At 66.9% G+C, this 24,051-nt stretch carries 22 protein-coding genes; 15 read left to right on the top strand and 7 right to left on the bottom strand.

Going from position 1 to position 24,051, the window contains the following annotated elements:
* Nucleotides 1-239: 239 nt before the first annotated feature.
* The 5 genes from alr (at nt 240) to AC1RQC_RS01380 (ending at nt 4,719) form a co-directional block, all read left to right on the top strand.
* The gene (alr, locus tag AC1RQC_RS01400) at nt 240-1,355 is read left to right on the top strand and encodes an alanine racemase (protein WP_492371678.1); all 1,116 of its coding nucleotides are present in this window, start codon (nt 240-242) and stop codon (nt 1,353-1,355) included.
* A 120-nt stretch (nt 1,356-1,475) separates the two neighbouring features.
* Nucleotides 1,476-2,837: a DNA repair protein RadA gene (gene radA, locus AC1RQC_RS01395; RefSeq protein ID WP_006161974.1), complete on the top strand. Its 1,362-nt coding sequence runs from the start codon at nt 1,476-1,478 to the stop codon at nt 2,835-2,837.
* 76 nt (nt 2,838-2,913) lie between these two features.
* On the top strand, nt 2,914-3,495 hold the full coding sequence (locus AC1RQC_RS01390) for a hypothetical protein (RefSeq protein WP_492371679.1): 582 nt from the start codon (nt 2,914-2,916) through the stop codon (nt 3,493-3,495).
* 25 nt (nt 3,496-3,520) lie between these two features.
* Nucleotides 3,521-4,174, top strand: a complete 654-nt coding sequence (locus AC1RQC_RS01385; protein WP_492371680.1) for a GNAT family N-acetyltransferase — start codon at nt 3,521-3,523, stop codon at nt 4,172-4,174.
* A 59-nt stretch (nt 4,175-4,233) separates the two neighbouring features.
* Nucleotides 4,234-4,719 carry a disulfide bond formation protein B gene (locus AC1RQC_RS01380; protein ID WP_006161979.1) on the top strand — a complete coding sequence of 162 codons (486 nt, stop codon included), beginning with the start codon at nt 4,234-4,236 and terminating at the stop codon, nt 4,717-4,719.
* Nucleotides 4,720-4,800: 81 nt separating this feature from the next.
* Here the strand turns inward: AC1RQC_RS01380 and AC1RQC_RS01375 are convergent, their stop codons facing one another.
* The gene (locus tag AC1RQC_RS01375) at nt 4,801-6,747 is read right to left on the bottom strand and encodes an ATP-binding cassette domain-containing protein (RefSeq protein ID WP_492371681.1); all 1,947 of its coding nucleotides are present in this window, start codon (nt 6,745-6,747) and stop codon (nt 4,801-4,803) included.
* A gap of 256 nt (nt 6,748-7,003) precedes the next feature.
* Here AC1RQC_RS01375 and AC1RQC_RS01370 point away from each other — a divergent pair, with 256 nt between their 5' ends.
* From AC1RQC_RS01370 to AC1RQC_RS01325, 10 genes are all read left to right on the top strand, one after another.
* Nucleotides 7,004-8,098, top strand: a complete 1,095-nt coding sequence (locus tag AC1RQC_RS01370) for a MurR/RpiR family transcriptional regulator (protein WP_492371682.1) — start codon at nt 7,004-7,006, stop codon at nt 8,096-8,098.
* A 5-nt stretch (nt 8,099-8,103) separates the two neighbouring features.
* Nucleotides 8,104-9,057 carry an isoaspartyl peptidase/L-asparaginase family protein gene (locus tag AC1RQC_RS01365; protein WP_492371683.1) on the top strand — a complete coding sequence of 318 codons (954 nt, stop codon included), beginning with the start codon at nt 8,104-8,106 and terminating at the stop codon, nt 9,055-9,057.
* Nucleotides 9,058-9,150: 93 nt separating this feature from the next.
* A complete protein-coding gene (locus tag AC1RQC_RS01360; RefSeq protein ID WP_253928213.1) occupies nt 9,151-11,040 on the top strand; it encodes a dipeptide ABC transporter ATP-binding protein in 1,890 nt (629 codons plus the stop codon).
* A 23-nt stretch (nt 11,041-11,063) separates the two neighbouring features.
* Entirely contained in the window at nt 11,064-12,611 is a 1,548-nt protein-coding gene (gene gsiB, locus AC1RQC_RS01355) for a glutathione ABC transporter substrate-binding protein GsiB (RefSeq protein ID WP_492808616.1), read from the top strand.
* A gap of 154 nt (nt 12,612-12,765) precedes the next feature.
* A complete protein-coding gene (gsiC, locus tag AC1RQC_RS01350; RefSeq protein ID WP_416048798.1) occupies nt 12,766-13,686 on the top strand; it encodes a glutathione ABC transporter permease GsiC in 921 nt (306 codons plus the stop codon).
* Between the two features lie 11 nt (nt 13,687-13,697).
* On the top strand, nt 13,698-14,615 hold the full coding sequence (gene gsiD / locus AC1RQC_RS01345; protein WP_183031225.1) for a glutathione ABC transporter permease GsiD: 918 nt from the start codon (nt 13,698-13,700) through the stop codon (nt 14,613-14,615).
* Between the two features lie 13 nt (nt 14,616-14,628).
* Entirely contained in the window at nt 14,629-15,696 is a 1,068-nt protein-coding gene (locus AC1RQC_RS01340; RefSeq protein ID WP_492826373.1) for a DmpA family aminopeptidase, read from the top strand.
* A gap of 13 nt (nt 15,697-15,709) precedes the next feature.
* Nucleotides 15,710-16,522 carry a M55 family metallopeptidase gene (locus tag AC1RQC_RS01335; RefSeq protein WP_492882310.1) on the top strand — a complete coding sequence of 271 codons (813 nt, stop codon included), beginning with the start codon at nt 15,710-15,712 and terminating at the stop codon, nt 16,520-16,522.
* 137 nt (nt 16,523-16,659) lie between these two features.
* Complete coding sequence (locus tag AC1RQC_RS01330; RefSeq protein ID WP_492882309.1) at nt 16,660-17,505, top strand: hypothetical protein; 846 nt, start codon at nt 16,660-16,662, stop codon at nt 17,503-17,505.
* 95 nt (nt 17,506-17,600) lie between these two features.
* Complete coding sequence (locus tag AC1RQC_RS01325; RefSeq protein WP_492808610.1) at nt 17,601-18,680, top strand: M14 family metallopeptidase; 1,080 nt, start codon at nt 17,601-17,603, stop codon at nt 18,678-18,680.
* A 91-nt stretch (nt 18,681-18,771) separates the two neighbouring features.
* On the opposite strand, the gene prmB is transcribed toward AC1RQC_RS01325, so the two are convergent.
* The 6 genes from prmB to dapC all read right to left on the bottom strand — a co-directional run bounded on the left by prmB (nt 18,772) and on the right by dapC (nt 23,997).
* Entirely contained in the window at nt 18,772-19,665 is an 894-nt protein-coding gene (gene prmB, locus AC1RQC_RS01320; protein ID WP_183031221.1) for a 50S ribosomal protein L3 N(5)-glutamine methyltransferase, read from the bottom strand.
* A gap of 25 nt (nt 19,666-19,690) precedes the next feature.
* Nucleotides 19,691-20,842 carry a succinyl-diaminopimelate desuccinylase gene (dapE, locus tag AC1RQC_RS01315; RefSeq protein WP_492882308.1) on the bottom strand — a complete coding sequence of 384 codons (1,152 nt, stop codon included), beginning with the start codon at nt 20,840-20,842 and terminating at the stop codon, nt 19,691-19,693.
* A gap of 98 nt (nt 20,843-20,940) precedes the next feature.
* On the bottom strand, nt 20,941-21,288 hold the full coding sequence (locus AC1RQC_RS01310) for an ArsC family reductase (RefSeq protein WP_150983508.1): 348 nt from the start codon (nt 21,286-21,288) through the stop codon (nt 20,941-20,943).
* A gap of 23 nt (nt 21,289-21,311) precedes the next feature.
* Entirely contained in the window at nt 21,312-21,671 is a 360-nt protein-coding gene (locus tag AC1RQC_RS01305) for a hypothetical protein (RefSeq protein WP_492371689.1), read from the bottom strand.
* 197 nt (nt 21,672-21,868) lie between these two features.
* Nucleotides 21,869-22,696 (bottom strand): 2,3,4,5-tetrahydropyridine-2,6-dicarboxylate N-succinyltransferase, encoded by an 828-nt coding sequence (gene dapD, locus AC1RQC_RS01300; protein WP_043346976.1) that lies wholly within the window; start codon nt 22,694-22,696, stop codon nt 21,869-21,871.
* Nucleotides 22,697-22,779: 83 nt separating this feature from the next.
* Nucleotides 22,780-23,997 carry a succinyldiaminopimelate transaminase gene (dapC, locus tag AC1RQC_RS01295; RefSeq protein ID WP_492808685.1) on the bottom strand — a complete coding sequence of 406 codons (1,218 nt, stop codon included), beginning with the start codon at nt 23,995-23,997 and terminating at the stop codon, nt 22,780-22,782.
* Nucleotides 23,998-24,051 lie beyond the last annotated feature (54 nt).

The raw sequence follows: 24,051 nt of genomic DNA, 5'->3' as shown, positions 1-24,051 counted from the left end.
TTCCGAGCTTCCACGGGCCGCCGGTTGGACAGCGCAAGCGCGCGGCGATTCCCTAAATGTTTGCCCTAATGTGTTCAAATAACGTCTGTGCGACGCGCTGCGCGTACCGGGTCTTCCCGGATATGGTGCATCCACCCGGCGGAAGTGATCCGGCCAGACAGCCAGGATCCCCGCCGATCCGCCGCGCCGCAAGCCACTAGAAGCAGTAGAAAGCACTAGAAAGCACTAGAAGCGATCCCATGCCAAGACCCATTCACGCCGTCATTCATCAACCGGCCCTGGCCAACAACCTGGACGTAGTGCGCCGTTGCGCACCCCAGTCGCGCGTCTGGGCTGTGATCAAGGCCAACGCCTATGGCCACGGCATCCGCCGGGCATTCGCCGGCCTGCGCGCTGCCGACGGCTTCGGCCTGCTTGACCTGAACGAAGCCGTGCTGCTGCGCGAGCTGGGCTGGCAAGGCCCGATCCTGCTGCTAGAGGGTTTCTTCCAGCCGCAGGACGTGCCCTTGCTGGAGCAGTACCGTCTCACCACCGCGGTGCATTGCGAGGAACAACTGCGCATGCTGGAAGTGGCGCGTCCCAAGGGGCCGCTGGGCATCCAGCTCAAGCTCAACACCGGCATGAACCGGCTGGGCTTCCGCCCGGAGCAGTACCGCACAGCCTGGGAGCGTGCGCGAACCCTGCCATGCGTAGGCAGCATTGTGCACATGACCCATTTCTCGGACGCCGACAGCGCGCGCGGCGTCGCGCACCAGTTGGAAGTCTTCGACGCCACCACCGCCAACCTGCCGGGCGAGGCCAGCTTGTCCAACTCGGCCGCCACGCTGTGGCATCCCCAGGCCCATCGCGCATGGGTCCGTCCCGGGGTGGTGCTGTACGGTGCCTCGCCCTCGGGCGTCGCGGCCGATGTGGCCAGCTTTGGGCTGCAGCCGGCCATGTCGCTGCACAGCGAGCTGATTTCGGTGCAGGACCTGCAGCCGGGCGATACCGTAGGCTATGGCTCGCTGTTCACGGCCGAGCGGCCGATGCGCATCGGCGTGGTGGCCTGCGGCTATGCCGACGGCTATCCGCGCCACGCCGCAGGCTGGGGCGACAAGCCGGCGCCGGTGCTGGTCGACGGCGTGCGCACCCATCTGGTGGGCCGGGTCTCCATGGACATGATCTGCGTCGACCTGACGCCTTGTCCGAAAGCCAAGGTGGGCAGCGCCGTGACCCTGTGGGGCCAGGGCTTGCCGATCGACGACGTCGCCGTGGCCAGCGGCACCGTGGGCTACGAACTGATGTGCGCGCTGGCGCCCCGGGTGCCCGTCACCGTGGCGACCCTGACCGCGCCGGAGCAGCCTGCGCTGACCTGAGCGGCCCATGCAGGGCAGGGGCCGGGGCTTTCGTCCCGGCCCAGGCGACCGATCCCGAGCCCCCGCCATTTCCTTGCGCATCCTTTTCAGCATCCCCTTCAGCATCCCCTAGGACCTCAGTTGGCCAAGCCCAAGAACGTCTATACCTGCACCGAGTGCGGCGGCACCTCGCCGCGCTGGCAAGGCCAGTGCCCGCAGTGCCAGCAATGGAACACGCTGGTGGAGAGCGTGGCGGAAACCCCTTCGACCAAGCGCTTCCAGCCGCTGGCGGCCTCGGCCATGGTGCAGCGCCTGTCGGAGATCGACGCCGCCGACGTGCCGCGCTTTTCCAGCGGCATCGAGGAGTTCGACCGCGTGCTCGGCGGTGGTCTGGTGTCGGGTGGGGTGGTGCTGATCGGCGGCGATCCCGGCATCGGCAAGTCCACCTTGCTGCTGCAAGCCCTGGCCAACCTGTCCGCGCAGCGCCGCGTGCTGTACGTCAGCGGCGAGGAGTCCGGCGCGCAGATCGCACTGCGGGCGCAGCGCCTGGGCGTGGACAGCCCGCACCTGGCGCTGCTGGCCGAGATCCAGCTCGAGAAGATCCAGGCCACGCTGGAGGTGGAAAAGCCCGAGGTCGCGGTGATCGATTCGATCCAGACCTTGTTCTCGGATGCGCTGACCTCGGCCCCAGGCTCGGTCGCCCAGGTGCGCGAGTGCGCGGCCCAGCTGACCCGGATTGCCAAGAGCACCGGCACCACCATCATCCTGGTCGGCCACGTGACCAAGGACGGCAGCCTGGCCGGCCCGCGCGTGCTGGAGCACATCGTCGATACCGTGCTGTATTTCGAGGGCGACACGCATTCCTCGCACCGCCTGATCCGTGCCTTCAAGAACCGTTTTGGCGCGGTCAACGAGCTGGGCGTGTTCGCCATGACCGAGCGCGGCCTGCGCGGGGTCAGCAACCCGTCAGCACTGTTCCTGTCGCAGCATGAGCAGGTGGTGCCCGGCTCCTGCGTGCTGGTGACGCAGGAGGGCACGCGCCCGCTGCTGGTGGAGGTGCAGGCGCTGGTCGATACGGCTAACGTGCCGAACCCGCGGCGCCTGGCGGTGGGTCTGGAGCAGAACCGGCTGGCCATGCTGCTGGCGGTGCTGCACCGCCATGCCGGCATTGCCTGCTTTGACCAGGACGTCTTCCTCAACGCCGTGGGCGGGGTCAAGATCACCGAGCCGGCGGCCGACCTGGCGGTGCTGCTGGCCATTCACTCCTCCATGCGCAACAAGCCGCTGCCACGCGGCCTGGTGGTGTTTGGCGAAATCGGCCTGGCCGGTGAGATCCGGCCCAGCCCGCGCGGGCAGGACCGCTTGCGCGAGGCGGCCAAGCTGGGCTTCTCGATCGCGGTGATCCCCAAGGCCAACGCGCCCAAGCAGAAGATCGAGGGCCTGGAAGTGATCGCGGTGGAGCGGCTGGAGCAGGCGATCGACCGGGTTCGGCATATGGAGTGAGGCTTTCGGCCCATTCCTGCCCTTTTTCCAGCAACTTTGGGTATATTCCGAAGCACTTTTTAATCGGAGTTCATCCATGCTCACTTTCAACGTCCGACGCCACGCCGGCCTGCTAGCCGCGATCGGCTGCGGCGCCACGCTGCTCTCGGTGTCCGGCGCCGCCGCCGCGGCCGATGCCAGCAAGGCGTTCTTTGACGCAGCGCTGTGCAAGCCGCCCTACACGACGAAATCCGCCACCGCGCTTTATGAGGCCGCCGAGAAGCTCGCCAAGCCAGATCTGTCCAGGCTGGGCGCGGCCATCTACAAGCTGCCGCAGCCCATCGGGCAGGACGGTTTCCAAAGTGATGAAGTGGTATTCGCCGGTACGTCGGCGGGTGTGCTGGTGCAAGGCCTGCAGGCTGAGGCGCTGGCCGCGCGCTACAAGCTCAAGCAGGAGCCTTCGACGTTGCTCGGCACCGCCACCAAGGGCTTTGCCCGCGCTCTGCCGGCCGCTCAGCAGCCCCTGCCCGATCTCGGCACCGTTTCCATCGTGGCGCGCGAAAGCGCCGCGCTGCCTGGCAAGACGTTGCTGCTCTGCGAGCTTGTCAGCCACGCGGATGCGCGGGCGCTCAAAGCCTACGAGCGCAGCCGGGCGGAGCAGGGCGCCGCTGCGCGCTGACACTGGCCCAGGAGAAGTTGCCACCATGCCCGATCAATGCCCTTCGGCGCCAGGCACGGCTGGCCATGAGCCGGTCGTGCTGGAAACCGCGCGGCTGCGCCTGCGCCAGTGGCGTGAGGCGGATTTCGCACCCTTTGCCGCGCTCAATGCCGATCCTGTGGTGATGGCGTGTTTCCCCGCGCCGCTAGACCGCGCGGCCAGCGACGCGATGGCGCTGCGCTGCCAGGCGCTGATCGCGCAGCGGGGCTGGGGCTTTTGGGCGGTCGAGCGCAAGGCCGATGGCGCATTCATCGGCTTTGTCGGCCTGCACGAGCCTGCCGCTGCGTTGCCGTTTTCGCCCTGTGTGGAAATCGGCTGGCGCCTGGCGCAGGCGTACTGGGGGCAGGGCTATGCCTCTGAGGCGGCGCAGGCCGCGCTGCGCTTGGGCTTCGAGCAACTGGCGCTGGCGGAAATCGTCTCGTTCACCGCGCTGCCCAACGTCCGTTCGCGGGCCGTGATGGAGCGCCTGGGCATGGTGGCGGACGGCACCTTCGAGCACCCGGCGGTCGCGCCGGACAGCCCGTTGCGCAAGCATTGGCTCTACCGCTTGCCGTTGGCGCGCTGGCATGCGTCAATCCGCCGCAAGCAGCGCCTTGCCCATCGCAACGGATTGGGCGGGCGCGGTCCGCAAAATCGGTAATAATGTGCCTCGTATTGCGCGCCGGCGCATGTCGCCCGGCCCTTTTCTGCTAGTGAGCCATGCAAGCCAATTCCCGTAGTTTCTTTTTGCTGATCGCCGCGATTTCGTTCGGCCTGGTCGGCTATGCCCTCTACCTGCAGCATGTGGAGGGCTACCAGCCTTGCCCGCTTTGCGTGATGCAGCGTTTTGCCTTCGTCGGCATCGGCCTGTTCTCGCTGCTGGCCGCCATTGCGCAGAACACGCGCAGCCTGTGGCAGGGCCTGGGCATGTTGTCCGGCGTGGCCGGCATCGCGGTGGCGGGCTATCACGTGTCGCTGCTGCTCAACCCCAAGGCCAGCTGCGGCATCGATCCGCTGGAGAACTGGGTCAACCAGTTGCCCACGGCCAAGATCTTGCCGCAGGTGTTCTACTCGGATGGCATGTGCACCACGCCGCTGCCCCCGATCTTCGGCCTGTCGATCCCGGCATGGTCGCTGATCTGGCTGTTCATCCTGTCCGCCACGCTGGCGGTCGGCATGATCCGGCGCGAGAAGAACTACCGCTGATCTGCCTGGCGCGCACCGGCGGCTGCCGGCGCGCGCATCCCGGGGGCTGCCGCCCCCGGCACCCCTCGCACGATCCAACGATCAAACGATCAGCTCGATCTGCTCCTGCAGCTCCAGCCAGCGCTCTTCCAGCGTGTCCAGCTCGCCGCCGACCTCGCCCTGGCGCTTGAGCATTTCCAGCAGCTTTGCCTTGTTGGCCTCCGCGTAGCTGGCTTCGTCGGCCATGAAGGTGTCGATCTCGCTCTTGGCCTGCTGCAGCACGGCCATGCGCTTTTCCACCTTTTCCAGCTCCTTGGCCAGCGGCTTGCGCAATTGCGTCAGGCGCTGGCGCTCGTCGGCCTCGGCGCGGCGCTGGTCGCGGCGGTTGGCGGTGGAGGCCGCTGGTGCTTCGCCGTCTTCCTGCGCGTGCGCGGCGGTGGCCGCGTTGCGCTTGGCCGCGGCTTGCTTGAGCAGCCAGTCGCGGTAATCGTCCAGGTCACCATCGAAGGGCTGGATGGTGCCGTCGGCCACCAGCAGAAACTGGTCGGTGGTGGCGCGCAGCAGGTGTCGGTCGTGGGAGACCACGATCAGCGTGCCTTCGAACTGCGCCAGCGCCATGGTGAGGGCCTCGCGGGTGTCGAGGTCCAGGTGGTTGGTTGGCTCATCCAGCAGCAACAGGTTGGGCTTTTGCCAGACGATCAGCGATAGCGCCAGGCGCGCCTTCTCGCCGCCGGAGAACGGCTCGATCGACGCGGTGGCCATTTCGCCGCGGAAATTGAAGCTGCCGAGGAAGTCGCGCAGTTCCTGCTCGCGGGTGTCCGGCGCGAGCCGGGCCAAGTGCTGCAGCGGCGACTCGTGATCGCGCAGCGTTTCCAGCTGGTGCTGGGCAAAGTAGCCGATCTGCAGGCCCTTGCCCTGGCGCAGCGTGCCGGCCAGTGCTTCCTGCGAGGCGGCCAGCGTCTTGACAAGGGTTGATTTGCCCTGGCCGTTGGCGCCCAGCAGGCCGATGCGCTGGCCGGTCTGGATCGACAGCGTGAGGTTGTGCAGGATGGTCACGGGCGGCGCGTCCGGCGCGGGAGCGGGATAGCCGCAGTCCACGCCTTCGAGCACCATCATCGGGTTGGGCGCCGAATCCGGCTCGCGGAACTCGAACGCAAAGCCCGCAGCGATATGCACCGGCGCCAGCCGTTCCATCTTCTCCAGTGCCTTGACCCGGCTCTGCGCCTGGCGTGCCTTGCTGGCCTTGGCCTTGAAGCGGGTGATGAAGGATTCGAGGTGGGCGATTTCCTTTTGCTGGCGCGAGTAGGCGGATTGCTGCAAGGCCATCTGCTGCAGGCGCAGCGTCTCGAACTGGCTGTAGTTGCCGCCATAGCGGCGCAATTGCTGGTTCTCGATGTGCACGGTGACATTGCAGATCGCATCGAGGAATTCGCGATCGTGGGAAATCATCACCAGCGTGCCCGGATAGCGCGCCAGCCAGTCTTCCAGCCAGACGATGGCGTCCAGGTCCAGGTGGTTGGTGGGCTCATCGAGCAGCAGCAGGTCGGACGGGCACATCAGCGCCTGCGCCAGGTTCAGCCGCATGCGCCAGCCGCCGGAGAACGAGGCCACCGGTTGCGACACCTGCGCCAGCGTAAAGCCCAGCCCCAGCAGCAGGGCCTCCGCACGTGCCGGCGCGGTGTAGCCGTCGGCATCGGCAAAGGCGGCGTGGGCTTCGCCCTCTGCGCTGCCATCGCCGCTGGCCTGGGCCGCGGCGATGCGCGCTTCGATGTCGCGCAGCCGGGTATCGCCGTCGATCGTGTAATCCACTGCACTGCGCATGACCGCGGGGGTTTCCTGCGCAACGTGGGCAGTACGCCACTGCGGCGGGATGGCCACGTCGCCGCCGTCCGCCTGCAATTCGCCGCGCAGCATGGCGAACAGGGTCGACTTGCCGCTGCCGTTGGCACCGACAAGGCCGACGCGCTCGCCGGGGTTCAGCGTCACGCTGGTGTGGTCGAACAGCACCTTGGTGCCGCGCTGGAGGACTAGCTGGTCGATTCGGATCACGGGAGGGGAAAGGCTGAAGAAGGCTGCGGGTCTGGGGCGGTTGCCCTTGTAGCTCGAAATCTAACCTGCCCCGGCATGGCACGGGGCAACCCGGCATTGTAGCCGCTTCGTATGGCGGCGCCCCCGCAACGCTCGGCGCATGGCGTATGGCCGTCTTCGTTTTCGATGTTCCTAGGTGAAAACCCTTGGGCTGGTAAAACTCTATTTTCATGGCATGGGGTTTGCGTGTAAATTTATTTACATAGATCCGCGCTGGATGAAAACGCTGTTTCCCGCCGCGCGCATCTCCGACCAACCCAATGCACGCGCCATGACCAACGGTAACGGTACCCACGGCTCTGCCGGAAAAAACGGCAGTAACGGCAGTAACGGCAGCGCTTCGATCGCGGAGCGCATCGCCCGCGCCTTGCCCACGCTCACGCCAGCGCACCAGCGCATGGCGGAGTACGTGCTGGGCAACCCGTTCCGCGCCGCCACCATGCGCATCGACGAATTTGCCGATGCCGTGGCGGTGTCGGTGGCCACCGCGAACCGCTTCGCGCACGCGCTGGGCTTCGAAGGCTTCCCGCAGTTCCGCGCCGAACTGGTGCGCGGTTTCGAGGCAACGCTTGCACCAGTTGAGAAATTGCGCACCGAACTGGCGCGTCCCGCCACGGTGGCCGAAGTGTTTGCCGCGTCGCTGGAGGAGGATGTGCGCAACCTCGAAGCCTCGCGGCGCGCGCTCGATGCCGAGACCTGCGAGCGCGCGGTGGCGGCCATCCTGGCGGCGGAGCGCATCTTCGTGGTGGGCTTCGGCGCCAGCGGCTTCCTGGCAGGGCTGTTGCAGCATGGGCTGGATATGTCCTGCCGCACCGTGATCTCGGTCTCGGGCGCGGGCGGCGCGTCCACCGCGGCGCGCCAGTTGTTCAAGTTGCAGCCGCGCGACCTGCTGATCGTGATCGGCTTCCCGCGCTATGTGTATGACACCGTGGCCATCGCCAAGCGTGCACGCTCGCATGGCGCCCATATCCTGGCGCTGACCGACGGGCCCACTTCGCCGCTGGCGCCGCTGGCCGACATCGCGCTGTACGCCCAGACCGGGCGCCAGCTTTCCGCCAATTCGGATGCGGCTGTGCTGGCCTTTATCGAGGCGCTGTGCGGCGCGGTGGCGTATCGCGCCGCGCATGCCGTCAAGGCCGCCGCCGAGATGACCGACTTCCTGCTGCCGTGGCTGCACGGCGCGCCCCCCGGGCAAGGGCGGGATGGGCGCGAGCCGCGTGACCAACGCGAACAACGCCACGACGAAGCGGCCGAAGGCCGCGCCAAGGCGGCCACGGCACGCCGCAAAAAGACTTCCCCGAACGCATCGTGAACCTCATGAACACCCCAGTCATTGCTATCCACGGCGGCGCCGGCACCATCACCCGTGCCGCCATGAGCCCCGCCAAGGAAGCCGAATACACCGCCGCGCTGAGCGCTGTGCTTGAGGCCGGCCAGCGCGTGCTGGCCGATGGCGGTAGCGCGCTCGACGCTGTCACCGAGGCCGTGCGCCTGCTGGAAGATTGCCCGTTGTTCAATGCCGGGCGCGGCTCGGTGCTGACCCACGCCGGCACCTATGAGCTGGACGCCGCGATCATGGACGGCGCCACGCTGGGCGCCGGCGCGGTGGCCTGCGTCAAGCACCTGCGCAACCCGGTGCTGGCCGCGCGCGCTGTGATGGAGAAGAGCCAGCACGTGCTGTTCGCCGGCGAGGGCGCCGAGGCCTTCGCGCAAGCGCAGGGCCTGGAACTGGTGACACCGGACTATTACTTCACGCAGGCGCGCACCGATCAGTGGGCGCGCGCCCGCGCCGCCAGTGGCACGACCCTGCTGGACCACGACGCCGCCACGCTGGCTGCGGAACCCATTGACCCGGACACCAAGTTCGGCACGGTCGGCGCGGTGGCGTTCGATGCGCAGGGGCGCCTGGCCGCAGCGACTTCCACCGGCGGCGTGACCAACAAGCAGGTAGGCCGGGTGGGCGATACGCCCATCGTCGGCGCCGGCTGCTTTGCCGACGATGTGGCGGCGGTGTCCGCCACCGGCACCGGTGAAATGTTCATCCGCACCGTGGCCGCGTACGACGTGGCGGCGCAGATGCGCTACGCGGGCGTGCCGCTGGAAGAAGCCGCACGCCGCGTGGTGATGGAAAAGCTGCCTGCCATCGAAGGGCGCGGCGGCCTCATCGCCGTGGACCGTGACGGCAACGTCACGCTGCCGTTCAATACCGAAGGCATGTACCGCGGCTTCGCCCGGGTTGGCGAGCCGGTCAATGTGTGGATCTACGGCTGAGCGTGCGCGAGTACGGCAGCGGCACCCGCATGGCAAGCAACGCACCAAGCAAAGCACCAACAAAGCATCAACCTAGGCACTAAAGGGGGCCCAGTGGCTGCATCCTCTTCCCAGTCGACCATCGTCCTGCCAGCGCAACGCGTGGTAGCCGTCAACGATCTCACCGTGCGTTTCTCCACCTCGGAGCGCACGGTGCAAGCCGTGCGCAACCTGTCTTTCCACGTCGATCGTGGCGAGACGCTGGCCGTGGTGGGCGAGTCGGGCTCGGGCAAGTCGGTGACCTCGCTCGCGCTGATGCGCCTGGTGGAACACGGCGGCGGCAAGATCGCCACCGGCAGCATGGCGCTGCGACGGCGCAATGGCCAGGTGCTCGATCTCGCCACCGCCGATGGCGCTGCCATGCGCCGCGTGCGTGGCAGCGACGTGGCGATGATTTTCCAGGAGCCGATGACCTCGCTCAACCCGGTATTTCCGGTGGGCGAGCAGATTGCCGAATCGATCCGCCTGCACCAGGGCAAGAGCCGCGCCGAGGCGCGCGCCGAAGCCCTGCGCATGCTGGAGATCGTGCGCATTCCCGAGGCGCGCCGCGTGCTGGACCGCTTCCCGCACCAGCTCTCCGGCGGCATGCGCCAGCGCGTGATGATCGCCATGGCGCTGTCGTGCAAGCCGGCGCTGCTGATCGCCGACGAGCCCACCACGGCGCTCGACGTCACCATCCAGGCCGAGATCCTGCAACTGATCCGCAACCTGCAGTCCGAGATGGACATGGCCGTGGTCTTCATCACCCACGACATGGGCGTGGTGGCCGAGGTGGCCGACCGCGTGCTGGTGATGTACCGCGGCGAGAAGGTGGAGGAGGGCACCTCCGAGCAAGTCTTCGGCAAGCCCGCGCATCCCTACACCCGTGCGCTGCTGTCCGCGGTGCCCAAGCTGGGCGCCATGCGCGGCACCGACTGGCCGGCCAAGTTCCCGCTGGTGCAGCTGGACCAGGGCGAGCCGGTGGCGCCGGTGCCGCAGGATACGGTGGCGGTGGACGCCTCGCCGATCCTGCGCGTGCGCGACCTGGTGACCCGCTTCGACGTGCCGGGTGGCCTGCTGGGCCGCGTGGCGCGCCGCGTGCACGCGGTGGAGCGCGTGAGCTTTGACCTCTACCCCGGCGAGACCCTGGCGCTGGTGGGCGAGTCCGGCTGTGGCAAGTCCACCACCGGCCGCTCGCTGCTGCGCCTGGTCGACAGCCAGAGTGGCACCATCGAGTTCAACGGGCAGGACATCAGCCAGATGCGCGGCGGCGCCCTGCAGACCCTGCGCCGCAATATCCAGTTCATCTTCCAGGACCCGTTCGCCTCGCTCGACCCGCGCGTGCCGGTGGGCTACTCCATCATGGAGCCGCTGCTGGTGCACAAGGTGGCCAGCGGCAAGGAGGCCGAGCAGCGCGTGGCCTGGCTGCTGGAAAAGGTGGGCCTGTCGGCCGCGCACGCCTCGCGCTACCCGCACGAGTTCTCGGGCGGCCAGCGCCAGCGCATCTGCATTGCGCGCGCGCTCGCCTTGAACCCGAAGGTGGTGGTCGCCGACGAATCGGTCTCTGCGCTCGACGTTTCCATCCAGGCGCAGATCGTCAACCTGATGCTGGACCTGCAGCGCGAGATGGGCATTGCGTTCCTCTTCATTTCGCATGACATGGCCGTGGTGGAGCGCGTGAGCCACCGCGTGGCGGTGATGTACCTGGGCCAGATCGTCGAGATCGGCCCGCGCCGCGCCATTTTTGAAAACCCGCAGCACCCGTACACCAGGAAGCTGATGTCGGCGGTGCCGATCGCCGATCCGGCGCGCCGTCACCTCAAGCGCGAGCCGCTCTCGGACGAAATGCCCAGCCCGATCCGCGCGCTTGGCGACGAGCCGGTGGTGCAACCGCTCGTAGCAGTTGGCGGCAACGCCGCATCCCATCATTTTGTAGCCCGGCACGCCATCGGCGGCGCCTACTGAACTGACGAAACCAAGGAGAATCGATGATGACCCGTTTGGCCCCTTCCAAGTTGATCGCCGGTGGCCTGGCCCTGGCCGCGTTCGGCGCAGGTCCCGCCTTTGCCGCCAAGGATGCCGTGATGGCGGTGTACTCCACCTTCACCACGCTCGATCCGTACGACGCCAACGACACGCTGTCGCAAGCCGCCGCCAAGTCCTTCTACCAAGGCCTGTTCGGCTTTGACAAGGACATGAAGCTGATCAACGTGCTGGCCGAGAGCTATGAAGCCAGCAAGGACGGCCTGACGTACACCATCAAGCTGAAGAAGAACGTGAAGTTCCACGACGGCACAGCCTTCGATGCCGCCGCCGTCAAGGCCAACTTCGACCGTGTCACCAACCCGGCCAACAAGCTCAAGCGCTACACGCTGTTCAACCGCGTGGCCAAGACGGAAGTGGTCGACGCCAACACCGTCAAGGTCACGCTGAAGGAGCCGTTCTCGCCGTTCATCAATGTGCTGGCCCACCCGTCCGCCGTGATGATCTCGCCCGCAGCGCTGCAGAAGTACGGCAAGGACATCGCCTTCCATCCGGTCGGCACCGGCCCGTTCGAGTTCGTCGAGTGGAAGCAGCCCGATCACCTGAAGGGCAAGAAATTCGCCGGTTTCTGGAAGACCGGCTATCCCAAGATCGATTCCATCACCTGGAAGCCGGTGGTGGACAACAACACGCGTGCCGCCATCATGCAGACCGGCGAAGCGGACTTTGCCTTCAGCATTCCGTTCGAACAGGCGGCCGTGCTCAAGGGCAGTGCCAAGGTGGACCTGATCGCCTCGTCCTCGATCATCCAGCGCTACCTGAGCATGAACACCATGGTCAAGCCGTTCAACGACCCCAAGGTGCGCCAGGCCATCAACTACGCCATCAACAAGGACGCGCTGGCCAAGGTAGCCTTCGCCGGTTACGCCACGCCGATGGACGGCGTGGTGCCCGCGGGCGTGGACTACGCCGAGAAGCTGGGCCCGTGGCCGTATGACCCGGCCAAGGCACGCGCGCTGCTCAAGGAAGCCGGCTACCCGAACGGCTTCGAGACCACGCTGTGGTCCGCGTACAACCACACCACCGCGCAGAAGGTGATCCAGTTCGTGCAGCAGCAACTGCAGCAAGTCGGCATCAAGGCGACCGTGCAAGCGCTTGAGGCCGGCCAGCGCGTCGAGAAGGTGGAGAGCGTGCAGAAGCCGGAAGATGCCGGCGTGCGCATGTACTACGTAGGCTGGTCGTCATCGACCGGCGAGTCCGACTGGGCGCTGCGTCCGCTGCTGGCCTCGGAATCGATGCCGCCCAAGCTGCTGAACACCGCGTACTACAAGAACGACCAGGTCGACGCCGACATCGCCGGCGCCCTGCGTACCACCGACCGTGGCGAGAAGGCCCGTCTGTACAAGGATGCGCAGGAACACATCTGGAAGGATGCGCCCTGGGCGTTCCTGGTGACTGAAAAGGTGCTGTATGCGCGCAGCAAGCGCCTGACGGGCGCCTACGTGACGCCGGACGGCTCGTTCAGCTTCGACGAGATCGACATCAAGCAGTAAGCGCATTGGCTTGACGCGTGGCGCGTCCCATCAGCGCGGTGCCACGTGCTCAGTCATCGCTTAGCGGTACAGCGCAGTAAGCCGTGCACGGCCGCCTGCCCACAGTCGCGGGGGCAGGGCGGGCGGCCCGCGGTCTTTAATCATCCGGTGCATCATGCTGAATTACTTTCTCAAACGATTCCTGGGCGTGATCCCCACATTGCTGATCGTGGCAGTGCTGGTGTTCCTGTTCGTCCACCTGTTGCCCGGCGATCCCGCCCGGCTCGCGGCCGGCCCCGAGGCCGACCAGGCCACGGTGGAACTGGTGCGCCGCGATCTCGGCCTGGACAAGCCGCTGCCCGAGCAGTTCGTGCAATTCTTCTCGAACGCCGTGCGCTGGGAGTTTGGCAATTCGCTGCGCACCAAGCGGCCGGTCAGCGAGGAAATCGGCGACCGCTTCATGCCGACCCTGTACCTGACGCTGGCCTCGATGGTTTGGGCGGTGATCTTCGGCATGGTGATCGGGATCAGCTCGGCCGTCTGGCGCAACCGCTGGCCCGACCGCTTCGGCATGACGCTCGCCGTGTCCGGCATTTCGTTTCCCGCTTTCGCGCTGGGCATGCTGCTGATGGAGGTGTTCTCGGTGCAGCTGGGCTGGCTACCGTCGATCGGCGCCGATACCTGGAAGCACTACATCCTGCCGTCGATCACGCTGGGCGCCGCGGTGGCCGCCGTGATGGCACGTTTTACCCGCGCCTCCTTTGTCGAGGTGCTGAATGAAGATTTCGTGCGGACCGCGCGCGCCAAGGGCGTGGGCGAGTTCCTGGTGGTGGCCAAGCACTGCCTGCGCAACGCCATGATTCCCGTGGTGACCATGATGGGCCTGCAGTTCGGCTTCCTGCTGGGCGGCTCGATCGTGGTGGAAAAGGTGTTCAACTGGCCTGGCCTCGGACGCCTGCTGGTGGACGCGGTCGAGATGCGCGACTACCCGGTCATCCAGGCCGAGGTGCTGCTGTTCTCGCTCGAGTTCATCCTGATCAACCTGGTGGTCGACGTGCTGTACACCGTCATCAACCCCGCAATTCGTTACAAGTAAGTGAGGCCGGCATGACCCAGCTATCCACGCCCGCCAACGGCGAGCCCGCCGTTCCGGCCGCAGCCGCCACGCAAGAAGCCGTGCGCACGCCCTGGACCGAGTTCTGGCGCAAATTCCGCAAGCAGCACCTGGCGCTCGGCGCCGGCGTGTTCGTGCTGCTGCTGGTGGCGGTGGCGGTCCTCGCCCCGCACCTGGTGCCTTACGATCCGGAGAATTTCTTCGACTACGACGCGCTCAATGCCGGCCCCTCCGCCGCGCACTGGTTTGGCGTCGATTCGCTGGGGCGTGACATCTTCAGCCGCATCCTGGCCGGTGCCCGCATCTCGCTGGCGGCGGGCTTCTTCTCGGTGATCATCGGCGCCATCGTGGGCACCGTGCTCGGCCTGCTGGCCGGCTACTACGAAGGCTGGTGGGACCGCATCGTGATGCGTATCTCCGATGTGCTGTTCGCCTTCCCCGGCATCCTGCTGGCGATCGGCATCGTCGCCATCCTCGGCAACGGCATGACCAACGTGATCTTCGCGGTGGCGGTGTTCAGCATCCCGGCGTTCGCCCGCCTGGTGCGCGGCAATACGCTGATGCTCAAGCGCCTGACGTATGTGGAAGCCGCGCGCAGCATCGGCGCGTCCGACTTCACCATCCTGATGCGCCACATCCTGCCGGGCACCATCTCGTCCATCGTGGTGTATTTCTCGATGCGTATCGGCACCTCGATCATCACCGCGGCCAGCCTGTCTTTCCTGGGCCTCGGCGCGCAGCCGCCCACGCCGGAGTGGGGCGCGATGCTCAACGAAGCCCGCGCCGACATGGTGACCGCGCCGCATGTGGCGATTTTCCCCAGCCTGGCCATCTTCCTGACCGTGCTGGCGTTCAACCTGCTGGGCGACGGCCTGCGCGACGCGCTGGACCCGAAGATCGACCGGCGCTAAGGAGCGCACGCGGATGTCCGGATCCATGCCGCATATCGGCGCGTTGCCAGCCGGCGCGCGCAACAGCATCACCGACGTGCCGGGCGTGGCGGTTGGCCAATGCACGCTGGCCGACGGCGCCTGCCAGACCGGTGTGACGGTGGTGCTGCCGCACGGCGGCAACCTGTTCACCGACAAGGTGCCGGCCGCCGCGACCGTGCTCAATGGCTTTGGCAAGAGCGTGGGCCTGGTGCAGGTGGAAGAGCTCGGCGTGCTGGAGACGCCCATCGCGCTGAGCAACACCTTTGCCGTGGGCGCGCTGTCGCAGGCGCAGATCCGGCAGGCCATCGCGGCCAACCCGGAGATCGGCCGCGCCTGGCCCACGGTCAACCCGCTGGTGTTCGAGTGCAACGATGGCTACCTGAACGACATACAGGCGATGGCCGTGCAGGAGGCGCACTATGCGCAAGCCTGCGCCGCGGCCAGCGTGGATTTCGCGCAGGGCGCTGTCGGCGCAGGGCGCGGCATGTCGTCGTTCGGACTGAAAGGCGGCATCGGCTCCGCCTCCCGCCAGGTGGGCGAATACCATGTGGGCGTGCTGGTGCAGGCGAACTTCGGCACCTTGCCCAGCTTTACCGTGGCCGGCGCACGCCTTGGCGGCTTGCTGGCCGAACGGCTCCAGGCGCATACGCAAACGCCGGCGGAGTCAGGGCCGGAGAAAGGCTCGATCATCATGATCCTGGCCACCGACGCGCCGCTCGACGCCCGCCAGCTGCGCCGCCTGTCGCTACGCGCGGGGGCGGGCCTGGCGCGCACCGGCTCGGTATTCGGCCACGGCTCGGGCGACATCGCGCTCGCTTTTTCCACCGCCTACACCGTGCCGCAACAAGCCGGCGCGCCCATGCCGGCGCTGGCCATGCTGCATGAAACCCGGCTCGATGCGCTGTTCCATGCCGCCGCCGACAGCATTGAGCAGGCCATCCTGCATGCGCTGTGGCAGGCCGAAACCGTACGTGGCCGTGATGGGCACCAGCGTGTCGCGCTGCGCGAACTGATGCCCGAGCTGCCGCAATGGCTGCTGCGCGCGGCACCGACGAACTGAATTTCCACAAGCCATGAAGATCCTGATTTCCACCGACATCGAAGGCGTAGCCGGGGTATTCCATCCCGAGCAGACCCGCGCCGGCAACGGCGAGTACGAACGCGCCCGCGCCTGGATGACGGCCGAAGCCAATGCCGCCGTGCAGGGCGCCTTCGCGGGCGGCGCGGCCGAAGTGCTGGTCAACGACTCCCACGGCGGCTTTCGCAACCTGCTGCCGGATCAGCTCGACCCGCGCGCGCGCCTGGTGCTGGGCAAGCCGCGCTACCTTGGCATGATGGCCGGGGTGCACGGCTGCGACGGCGTCTTCATGATCGGCTACCACGGCCGCGCGCAAAGCCGCGGGATCCTCGCCCACACCATCAACAGCAGCGCGTTCGCCCGCATCTGGCTCGACGGCCAGGAGCTGGGCGAGGCCGGGATCTACGGCGCCCTGGCGGGCGAATTCGGCGTGCCGGTGCTGATGGCCAGCGGTGACGATATCTTCGTGGAAGAGACCCGACCGCTGATGCCCTGGGTGCGCTACGTACAGACCAAGGAGGCCGGCGGGCAGGGCAGCGGCACCACGCTGTCGCTGGCCGCCTCGCGCCAGGCCATCGCTGCTGCCGCCGAAGTGGCGGTGCGCAATGCGGACGGGCGCCCCCTGAAGATCGACGGCCCGATCCGTTGCCGCCTGCAGACCCAGAGCCCGGCGTTCGCCGACCTGTTCTGCCAGTGGCCCACGCTGGAGCGCGTGGACGGCGTCACGCTGGTATTCGACGCCGCCTCGGTGCAGGCGGCCGTGCGCATGCTGAACTGCCTGTCGGCGATGTCGTTCATGCTGAAGTAGGCTGCGCCCTGGCCTGTTGTGCCCGGTTGTGCCGCTGCTGGCCGCATGGTGGACAATGGCGGGTGGCAGCCGCCGGCGGCGCCCCGCAAGCCATAAGCCACTTTGCAGCACTCATCACGGCAGGTACAAGCAGATTCATGATCGCAGTCAACGACGGGAGCTGGACTCCCGTACGCAAGGATTTTGTCGAGCCCGGCACGCGCTGCCGGCAGCAGGTCGGCCGTGGGCGGCACCACGGCTTCGGTAACGGCCAGGCCTTTATCCTGCGCGACGGGCAAGGCCACGAGTACCCCTTTGGCGAGGCCTGCGCGCGGGCCGTGCTTGCTGAGCCAGACCTGTTGTACCTGGTGCCAGACTACACCGAGCGGGACGCCGGCCAGCCCGTGCCCGAAGCGACCGCGCCGGACAACGACGAGTTCGAGGCCACCGGTCCGGCCGCTGCGCGTTCCCGCGGCGCGGCGGGCGGCGGCCGCCAAGGCAAGGCCAGCGACGCCGCGCTGCGGCGTACAGCCGCCATTCGTTACCTCGTGTTGCGCATGGAAAAGGTGGCCGGCGTGCCGCGCGTGCAACCCACCGTGCGTTTTCCTGCGCTCGAAGCGGTGTATCAGTCCTTCCTTGAGACCGGCGAGCTGCCGGATGCCCAGGTCAAGCGCATTCTCGCCATCGAGCGCAGCGCAACCACGCCGCCCAAGCTCAAGACCATCAACCTGCTCGATGTCTACACCGCGCACGTCAAGCTGGAGCGCGTGATCCAGGAGTCCAACCGCGTCGAGCAGCGCCGGTTCCTGCGCAGCATCCATGACTGGCTGGCGCGCCACCTGGTGCTGTCCGCCGCCCAGATCGCCGCGGCAGGCATCCAGATGCATCCGCATGCGTTCCGCTCCCTGTTGCTGCGTGAGGCGGTGCCGGCGGATGCCGCCAAGGGCGAGAAGGGCGATTTGGGTGCCAAGAACGAGAAGGGCGCCAAGGGCGGCAAAGGCTAGCTGCCCGGCTTCGGGCGGCTTCGGATGGCAATGCCGGCCAAGTTGGCGTTTAATAGCGGCACCCCCACTCCTCGCCAAGCGCGAAATCTGCTGTCATGTCCTTGCACACCAGCTTTTCCCGCAGTTATGTCGAAGCCCGGCAGAAATTCCGTGACGCGGCCCAGGCTGCCGGCGGCACCCTGACCGATTTTCCCCATCCCACCAAGCGCGGCTGCGCCGACGAGGAACTCGCCATGGATGTCGCCTGGGTGGGCGGCGCCGAGGCCGGGCGCGTGCTCATGGTGACTTCAGGCATGCACGGCGTGGAAGGCTTCTGCGGCTCCGGGGCGCAGGTCGCCATGCTGGGCGACGCGGATCTGCTGCAGGCGTGCGCCGGCGCGGGCGTGGCGCTGCTGCTGGTGCATGCGGTCAATCCCTACGGCTTCTCGCATATGCGCCGGGTCAACGAAGACAACGTTGATCTCAACCGCAATTTCATGGATTTCACCCAGCCGCTGCCCGACAACGCGCCGTATGCCGAGGTGGCGCCCATGCTGCTGCCCGAGCACTGGCCGCCCTCCGAGACCGACCAGGCCGCGCTGATGAAGGCGGTGGCCGAGAAAGGCCTGCCCTGGTACCAGGCGGCGGTGAGCGCGGGCCAGTATCAGGCGCCCGAAGGGCTGTTCTTCGGCGGCAACAAGGCGACCTGGAGCAATTACACGCTGCGCCGCATCCTGGCGCGCTTCGGCGCCGGGCGCGAAGCCCTGCGCTGGATCGACCTGCATACCGGCCTGGGGCCTTGGGGCTACGGTGAGCCGATTTACATGGGGCCGGACCGCGAAGAGGCAATCGGCAAGGTGCGCGCTATCTGGGGCAGCAATGTCACCTCGATCTACGATGGCTCGTCGGCATCGGCCAATCTCAACGGCATGGCCTGGGTGGCCGCGCCGCAGACGTTGCCGACGCTGGCGTATAGCGGCATCGCGCTGGAGTTCGGCACCTTGCCTGTTACCGAGGTGTTGGAGGCATTACGTGGCGATCATTGGCTGCACCTGCACCCGGAGGCGGATGAAGGCCAGCGGAATTTGATTCGGCAGGCGATGTGGCATGCCTTTTATGGGGATGCGGACGACTGGCGGGCGAGCGTGGTGGAGCAGGTCAGGGAGGCGGTGGTGAAGGGGCTGGCGGGATGGTGAGGGACTGAGCGAACTATCCGGCCGTCGCGGCTGGCATCCATTGCGAAGAAAGACGGCCGCAGGAATCTGCGGCCGTGTCTTGTGCACGCCTTCAACCTGGCAGTGCTTCGTAAGTCAGCAGGAACACCTGTTCCTCGCCAGCGCTGACCGGCAGCCAGACGATCTCCAGTCCGGGGAACGCGGCCTCCACATTGGCGTGCTCGTTGCCGATCTCCACCACCAGCGCGCCGCCCGGGTTCAGGTGCGCTTTGGCGCCAGCGATGATGCGCCGTACCACGTCCATGCCGTCGTCGCCGCCAGCCAGTGCGATGCGCGGCTCGGCCTGGTATTCGGCCGGCAGCGCTTGCATGGAGGTTTCGTTGACGTAGGGCGGGTTGGTGAGGATCACATCGTACTTGGCGCCTGCGGGCAGCGGTGCGTACAGGTCGCCCTCATACAGGCTGATGCGGTCTTCCATCTTGTAGTCCGCCACATTGCGGCGGGCCACAGCCAGCGCATCCGGCGAGATGTCGACCGCATCGATGCGGGCCTTCGGCCAGACATGCGCGGCGATGATGGGCAGGCAGCCCGAGCCGGTGCACAGCTCCAGCACCGGGCCGATTTCGGCGCTGTCGCCTACCCACGGTTCCAGTCCTTCATGCAGCAGTTCGCCAACGAAGCTGCGCGGCACGATCACGCGCGAGTCCACGTAGAAGCGCAGGCCGTGCATGAAGGCCTCGTTGGTGATATAGGCCGCGGGCACGCGCTCGGTCACGCGGCGCTCGATGACCTGCAGCACGGCGTCGACTTCTTCGGGCAGCAGGCGCGCGTCGAGGAACGGGTCGAGCGTGTCCAGCGGCAGGTGCAGCGTATGCAGCGTCAGGTACGCGGCTTCGTCGTAGGCATTGGCGCTGCCGTGGCCAAAGGACAGCTTGGCCTGGGTGAAGCGCGATACCGCGAAGCGCAGCAGGTCGCGCACGGTGAGCAGGGGGGAGGAGGTTGCCATAACGTCTTTTTCTGGTCCGCGGCGATCAGGCGATCAGGCGTTCCAGCACGCCACGGTAAATGTTCTTGAGGGGTTCGATAAATCGCACTTCCACGTGCTCGTCAATCTTGTGGATGCTTGCATTGGGCGGCCCGAACTCGATCACCTGCGGGCAGATCTTGGCGATAAAGCGGCCATCCGAGGTGCCGCCGGTGGTGGACAGCTCGGTCTTGATGCCCGTTTCCGCCGCGATGGCGCCAGCCAGCGCTTCGGAAAGGTCGCCGCGCGCGGTCAGGAAGGGCTCGCCGCCCAGGGTCCAGTCCAGGTCGTAGTCGAGCTGGTGGCGGTCCAGGATGGCATGCACGCGCGCCTTCAGGCCGTCGGGCGTGCTGGCGGTGGAGAAGCGGAAATTGAAATCGACGGTGACATGGCCGGGGATCACGTTGGTGGCGCCGGTGCCGCCGTGGATATTCGACATCTGCCAGCTGGTGGCGGGGAAGTACTCGTTGCCTTCGTCCCAGCGCTCGTTCACCAGGTCGGTCAATGCGGGCACGGCCAGGTGGATGGGGTTCTTGGCCAGATGCGGGTAGGCGATATGGCCTTGCACGCCCTTGACGCTGAGCTTGCCCGAGAGCGAGCCGCGCCGGCCGTTCTTGACCATGTCGCCGAGCGTGTCGACCGAGGTGGGCTCGCCGATCACGCAGTAATCGAGTCGCTCGCCGCGCGCCTTCAGCGCTTCGACCACCTTGACGGTGCCATCGTGCGCGGGGCCTTCCTCGTCGCTGGTGATCAGCAAGGCGATGGAGCCGGCGTGGTCCGGGTGGGCCTGCACGAATTCTTCGATAGCTACCACGAAGCCAGCGATGGAGGTCTTCATGTCGGCGGCGCCGCGGCCGTACAGCTTGCCGTCGCGGTGGCTGGGCAGGAAGGGGTCGGAGCCCCATTGCTCCAGCGGGCCGGTGGGTACCACGTCGGTGTGGCCGGCAAAGGCCAGCAGCTTGCCGTCCTGGCCGCGCGTGCCGCGCTTGACGGCCCACAGGTTGGTCACGCGGAAGTCGTCCGGGCCGCTGACGATGGCTTCGCAGGCGAAGCCCAGCGCCTTCAGGCGGGTTTCCAGCACGGCCTGGCAGCCTTCATCGGCGGGCGTGACGGAGCGGCGGCGGATCAGGTCTTCGGTGAGGGCGAGGGTGGGGTTCATGGTGGCAGCGAGGAGGCGCGTGGCGCCGGAGTCCGGCGGGGTGCATGGTTCGAGTCTTGCGTCCTGGCAGCGCGCATGTCCTGGCGCTGCCATCGGGCTTAAAAAAGGCTGGCGTAATTATCCGGTGAAAACCCCACGCTGACGCTGCCCTTGTGGGCCAGCACCGGCCGCTTGATCAGCGACGGGCTTTGCTGCATCAGCGCAATCGCGCCGGCTTCCTGTTCTGCAAGCGCCTTGTCCGCGTCGGACAGCGCGCGCCAGGTGGTGCCTTTGCGGTTGAGCAGGGTGGCGAGCGGCACATGCGCGAGCCAGCCGCGCAGCATGGCTTCGTCCACGCCTTGCTTCTTGAAGTCGTGGAAGGTGTAATCCACACCGTTGGATTCCAGCCAGGTGCGGGCTTTCTTGACGGTATCGCAGTTGGGAATGCCGTAGAGCAGGACAGTCATGGCGAATTCGGGGCCAGCCGGGGCTAGCGCAGCAAGAGGTTGAGGGCGACCACCAGGCCGGCGAGGCCCAGCGCGAAACCAGCCATGGCCACCGCCGTCATCAGGCGCAGCCGGCGGTCCAGCCGTGCGGCTTCGCGGCGCAGGGCCTCGATGGTGATGGCGTGTTGCTCGGCCAGCAGCTTGACGGCCTCGGCCTGCTGCATGGCGGCGTTTTCCAGCTCCGCAATGCGCGCGGCAGGGTCACGCGCGTCCTGGCCGGGCATGTCGGCGCTGCCATCGCGGCGCTTGCCTTTCTTGATCTTCTCGATGGTCTTGTTGGCCTGTTCGAGGATCGTGGGCAGCAGCGAGAGAACGGTGGTGACAGTGGTCGGGTCCAGGGCCATGAGTCGCTTGCGAAGGGCGGGCCAGCGGCGGCCGGCGGCGGTATCCATTGAGCGGGAACCGTTGGAGAGCGGGAAAAGGGAAAAGGAAAAAGGGGTGAGGGGAGCGTTAGCGTTCTGAACCGGCATTCCGGTTCAGGCCGGCCGTGCACGCGCACGTTTGCGGGCCAGGGGCGCTCCCCTCGATGCAGCGGGCGAGATCAGTCGCCGCGCAGCAGGTCGTTCAGGCTGGTCTTGGCGCGGGTTTGCGCGTCCACCTTCTTGACGATCACGGCGCAGTACAGGCTGTACTTGCCATCCTTGGAGGGCAGGTTGCCCGCCACCACCACCGAGCCAGCCGGCACGCGGCCGTAGTGGATCTCGCCGGTTTCGCGGTCATAGATCTTGGTCGACTGGCCGAGGTACACGCCCATCGAGATCACCGAGTTTTCTTCCACGATCACGCCTTCGACCACTTCCGAGCGCGCGCCGATGAAGCAGTTGTCTTCGATGATGACCGGGTTGGCCTGCAGCGGCTCGAGCACGCCGCCGATGCCGACGCCGCCGGACAGGTGGACGTTCTTGCCGATCTGGGCGCACGAGCCGACGGTGGCCCAGGTGTCGACCATGGTGCCTTCATCGACGTAGGCGCCGATGTTGACGTACGAGGGCATCAGCACGGCGTTCTTGGCGATGAACGAGCCACGGCGGGCGACCGCCGGGGGCACCACGCGGAAGCCGCCCTTGGCGAAGTCGTCAGCGGTCCAGTTGGCGAACTTGGTCGGCACCTTGTCGTAGAACTGGGCGAAGCCGCCAGCGGACATCGGCGCGTTGTCTTCCAGGCGGAACGACAGCAGCACGGCCTTCTTGATCCACTGGTTGACGATCCATTCCTTGCCTTGCTTCTCGGCTACGCGCAGGGCGCCGGTGTCGAGCTGGCCGATCACGTTGGCCACGGCTTCGCGGATGTCGTTGGGGGCGGACTTGGGCGAGAGGCTTGCGCGGTCTTCCCATGCCTGGTCGATCAGGGCTTGCAGTGCTTGCGTCATATGCGTGTTTTCAGTGGTTGATCGTTGTCTACAACAAAATACGGTGTGTGCGGCGCGGTGCACTTTGCCCGCATCCGCTGGTTTCAGCCCAGCGACTTGCAGAAGGCGACGATGCGGCGCGCGCCTTCCAGGCACTCCTCGGGCGTGGCCACCAGCGCCATGCGCACGCGGTTGGCGCCCGGGTTGATGCCGTCGGCCTCGCGCGCCAGGTAGCTGCCCGGCAGCACGGTAACGTTCTGCTCGGCCAGCAGCCGCGCGGCAAACTCGGTGTCGGACAGGCCGGTGCGCGAGACATCCGCCCACAGGTAGAAGCCGGCATCGGGCAAGGCCACGTCCAGCACCTCGGCCAGCATCGGCGTGACCTCGGCAAACTTGCGTACGTAGGCGGCGCGATTGTCGCGCACATGGGCCTCGTCGTTCCAGGCCGCCACGCTGGCGGTCTGCACCGCCGGGTTCATGGCGCCGCCGTGATAGGTACGGTATAGCAGGAATTTCTTCAGCAGGGCGGCATCGCCGGCCACGAAGCCCGAGCGCAGGCCCGGTACGTTGGAGCGCTTGGACAGGCTGGAGAACATCACCAGGCGCTCGAAGGGATGGGCGCCTTCGGCACGGCCCAGCTTGTGCGCGGCTTCCAGCGCGCCCAGCGGCGGCTCGCCTTCCTTGAAGTAGATCTCGGAGTAGCACTCGTCCGAGGCGATCACGAAGCCATGGCGGTCGGACAGCGCGAACAGCTCGCGCCAGTCTTCCAGCGACAGCACGGCACCGGTCGGGTTGCCCGGAGAGCACACAAAGACCAGCTGCACCTTGGCCCAGGTCTCGGCGCTAATGCGGTCGAAAGCGGGCGCGAAGTTGCGCGCCGGATCGCTGTTTGCAAATACCGGCGTGGCACCGGCCAGCAGGGCCGCGCCTTCATAGATCTGATAGAACGGGTTGGGGCACAGCACCAGCGCGCCGGGCTGGCTGGCGTCGACCACGGTCTGGGCGAAGGCGAACAAGGCCTCGCGCGAGCCGGTGACCGGCAGCACCTGGGTGGCGGCATTGACCGCCGGCAGGTTGTAGCGGCGCTGGATCCACGTGGCCATGCACTGTCGTAGTGCATCCGATCCGGCCGTTGTGGGATAATTCGCCAGCCCTTGCAGCGCGTTTGACAGCGCTGTCTTGATGAATTCGGGCGTGGGGTGCTTGGGTTCGCCGATGCCGAAGCTGATCGCGGGCAGCGCGCCGTTTGGCTTGACGTCAGCCAGCAGCGCGCGCAGTTTCTCGAACGGATAGGGCTGGAGCAGGTCGAGGCGGGGATTCACGATCGGGTTCAGGCCGGTAGGGCCAAGCTCAAAGCCGGTCATTATAAAGGATTG

This window comes from Cupriavidus sp. GW822-FHT03E04 (genome assembly GCF_058801495.1).
The sequence above is the reverse complement of the archived record's forward strand: the minus strand, read 5'-3'. Positions and strand labels throughout refer to the sequence as shown.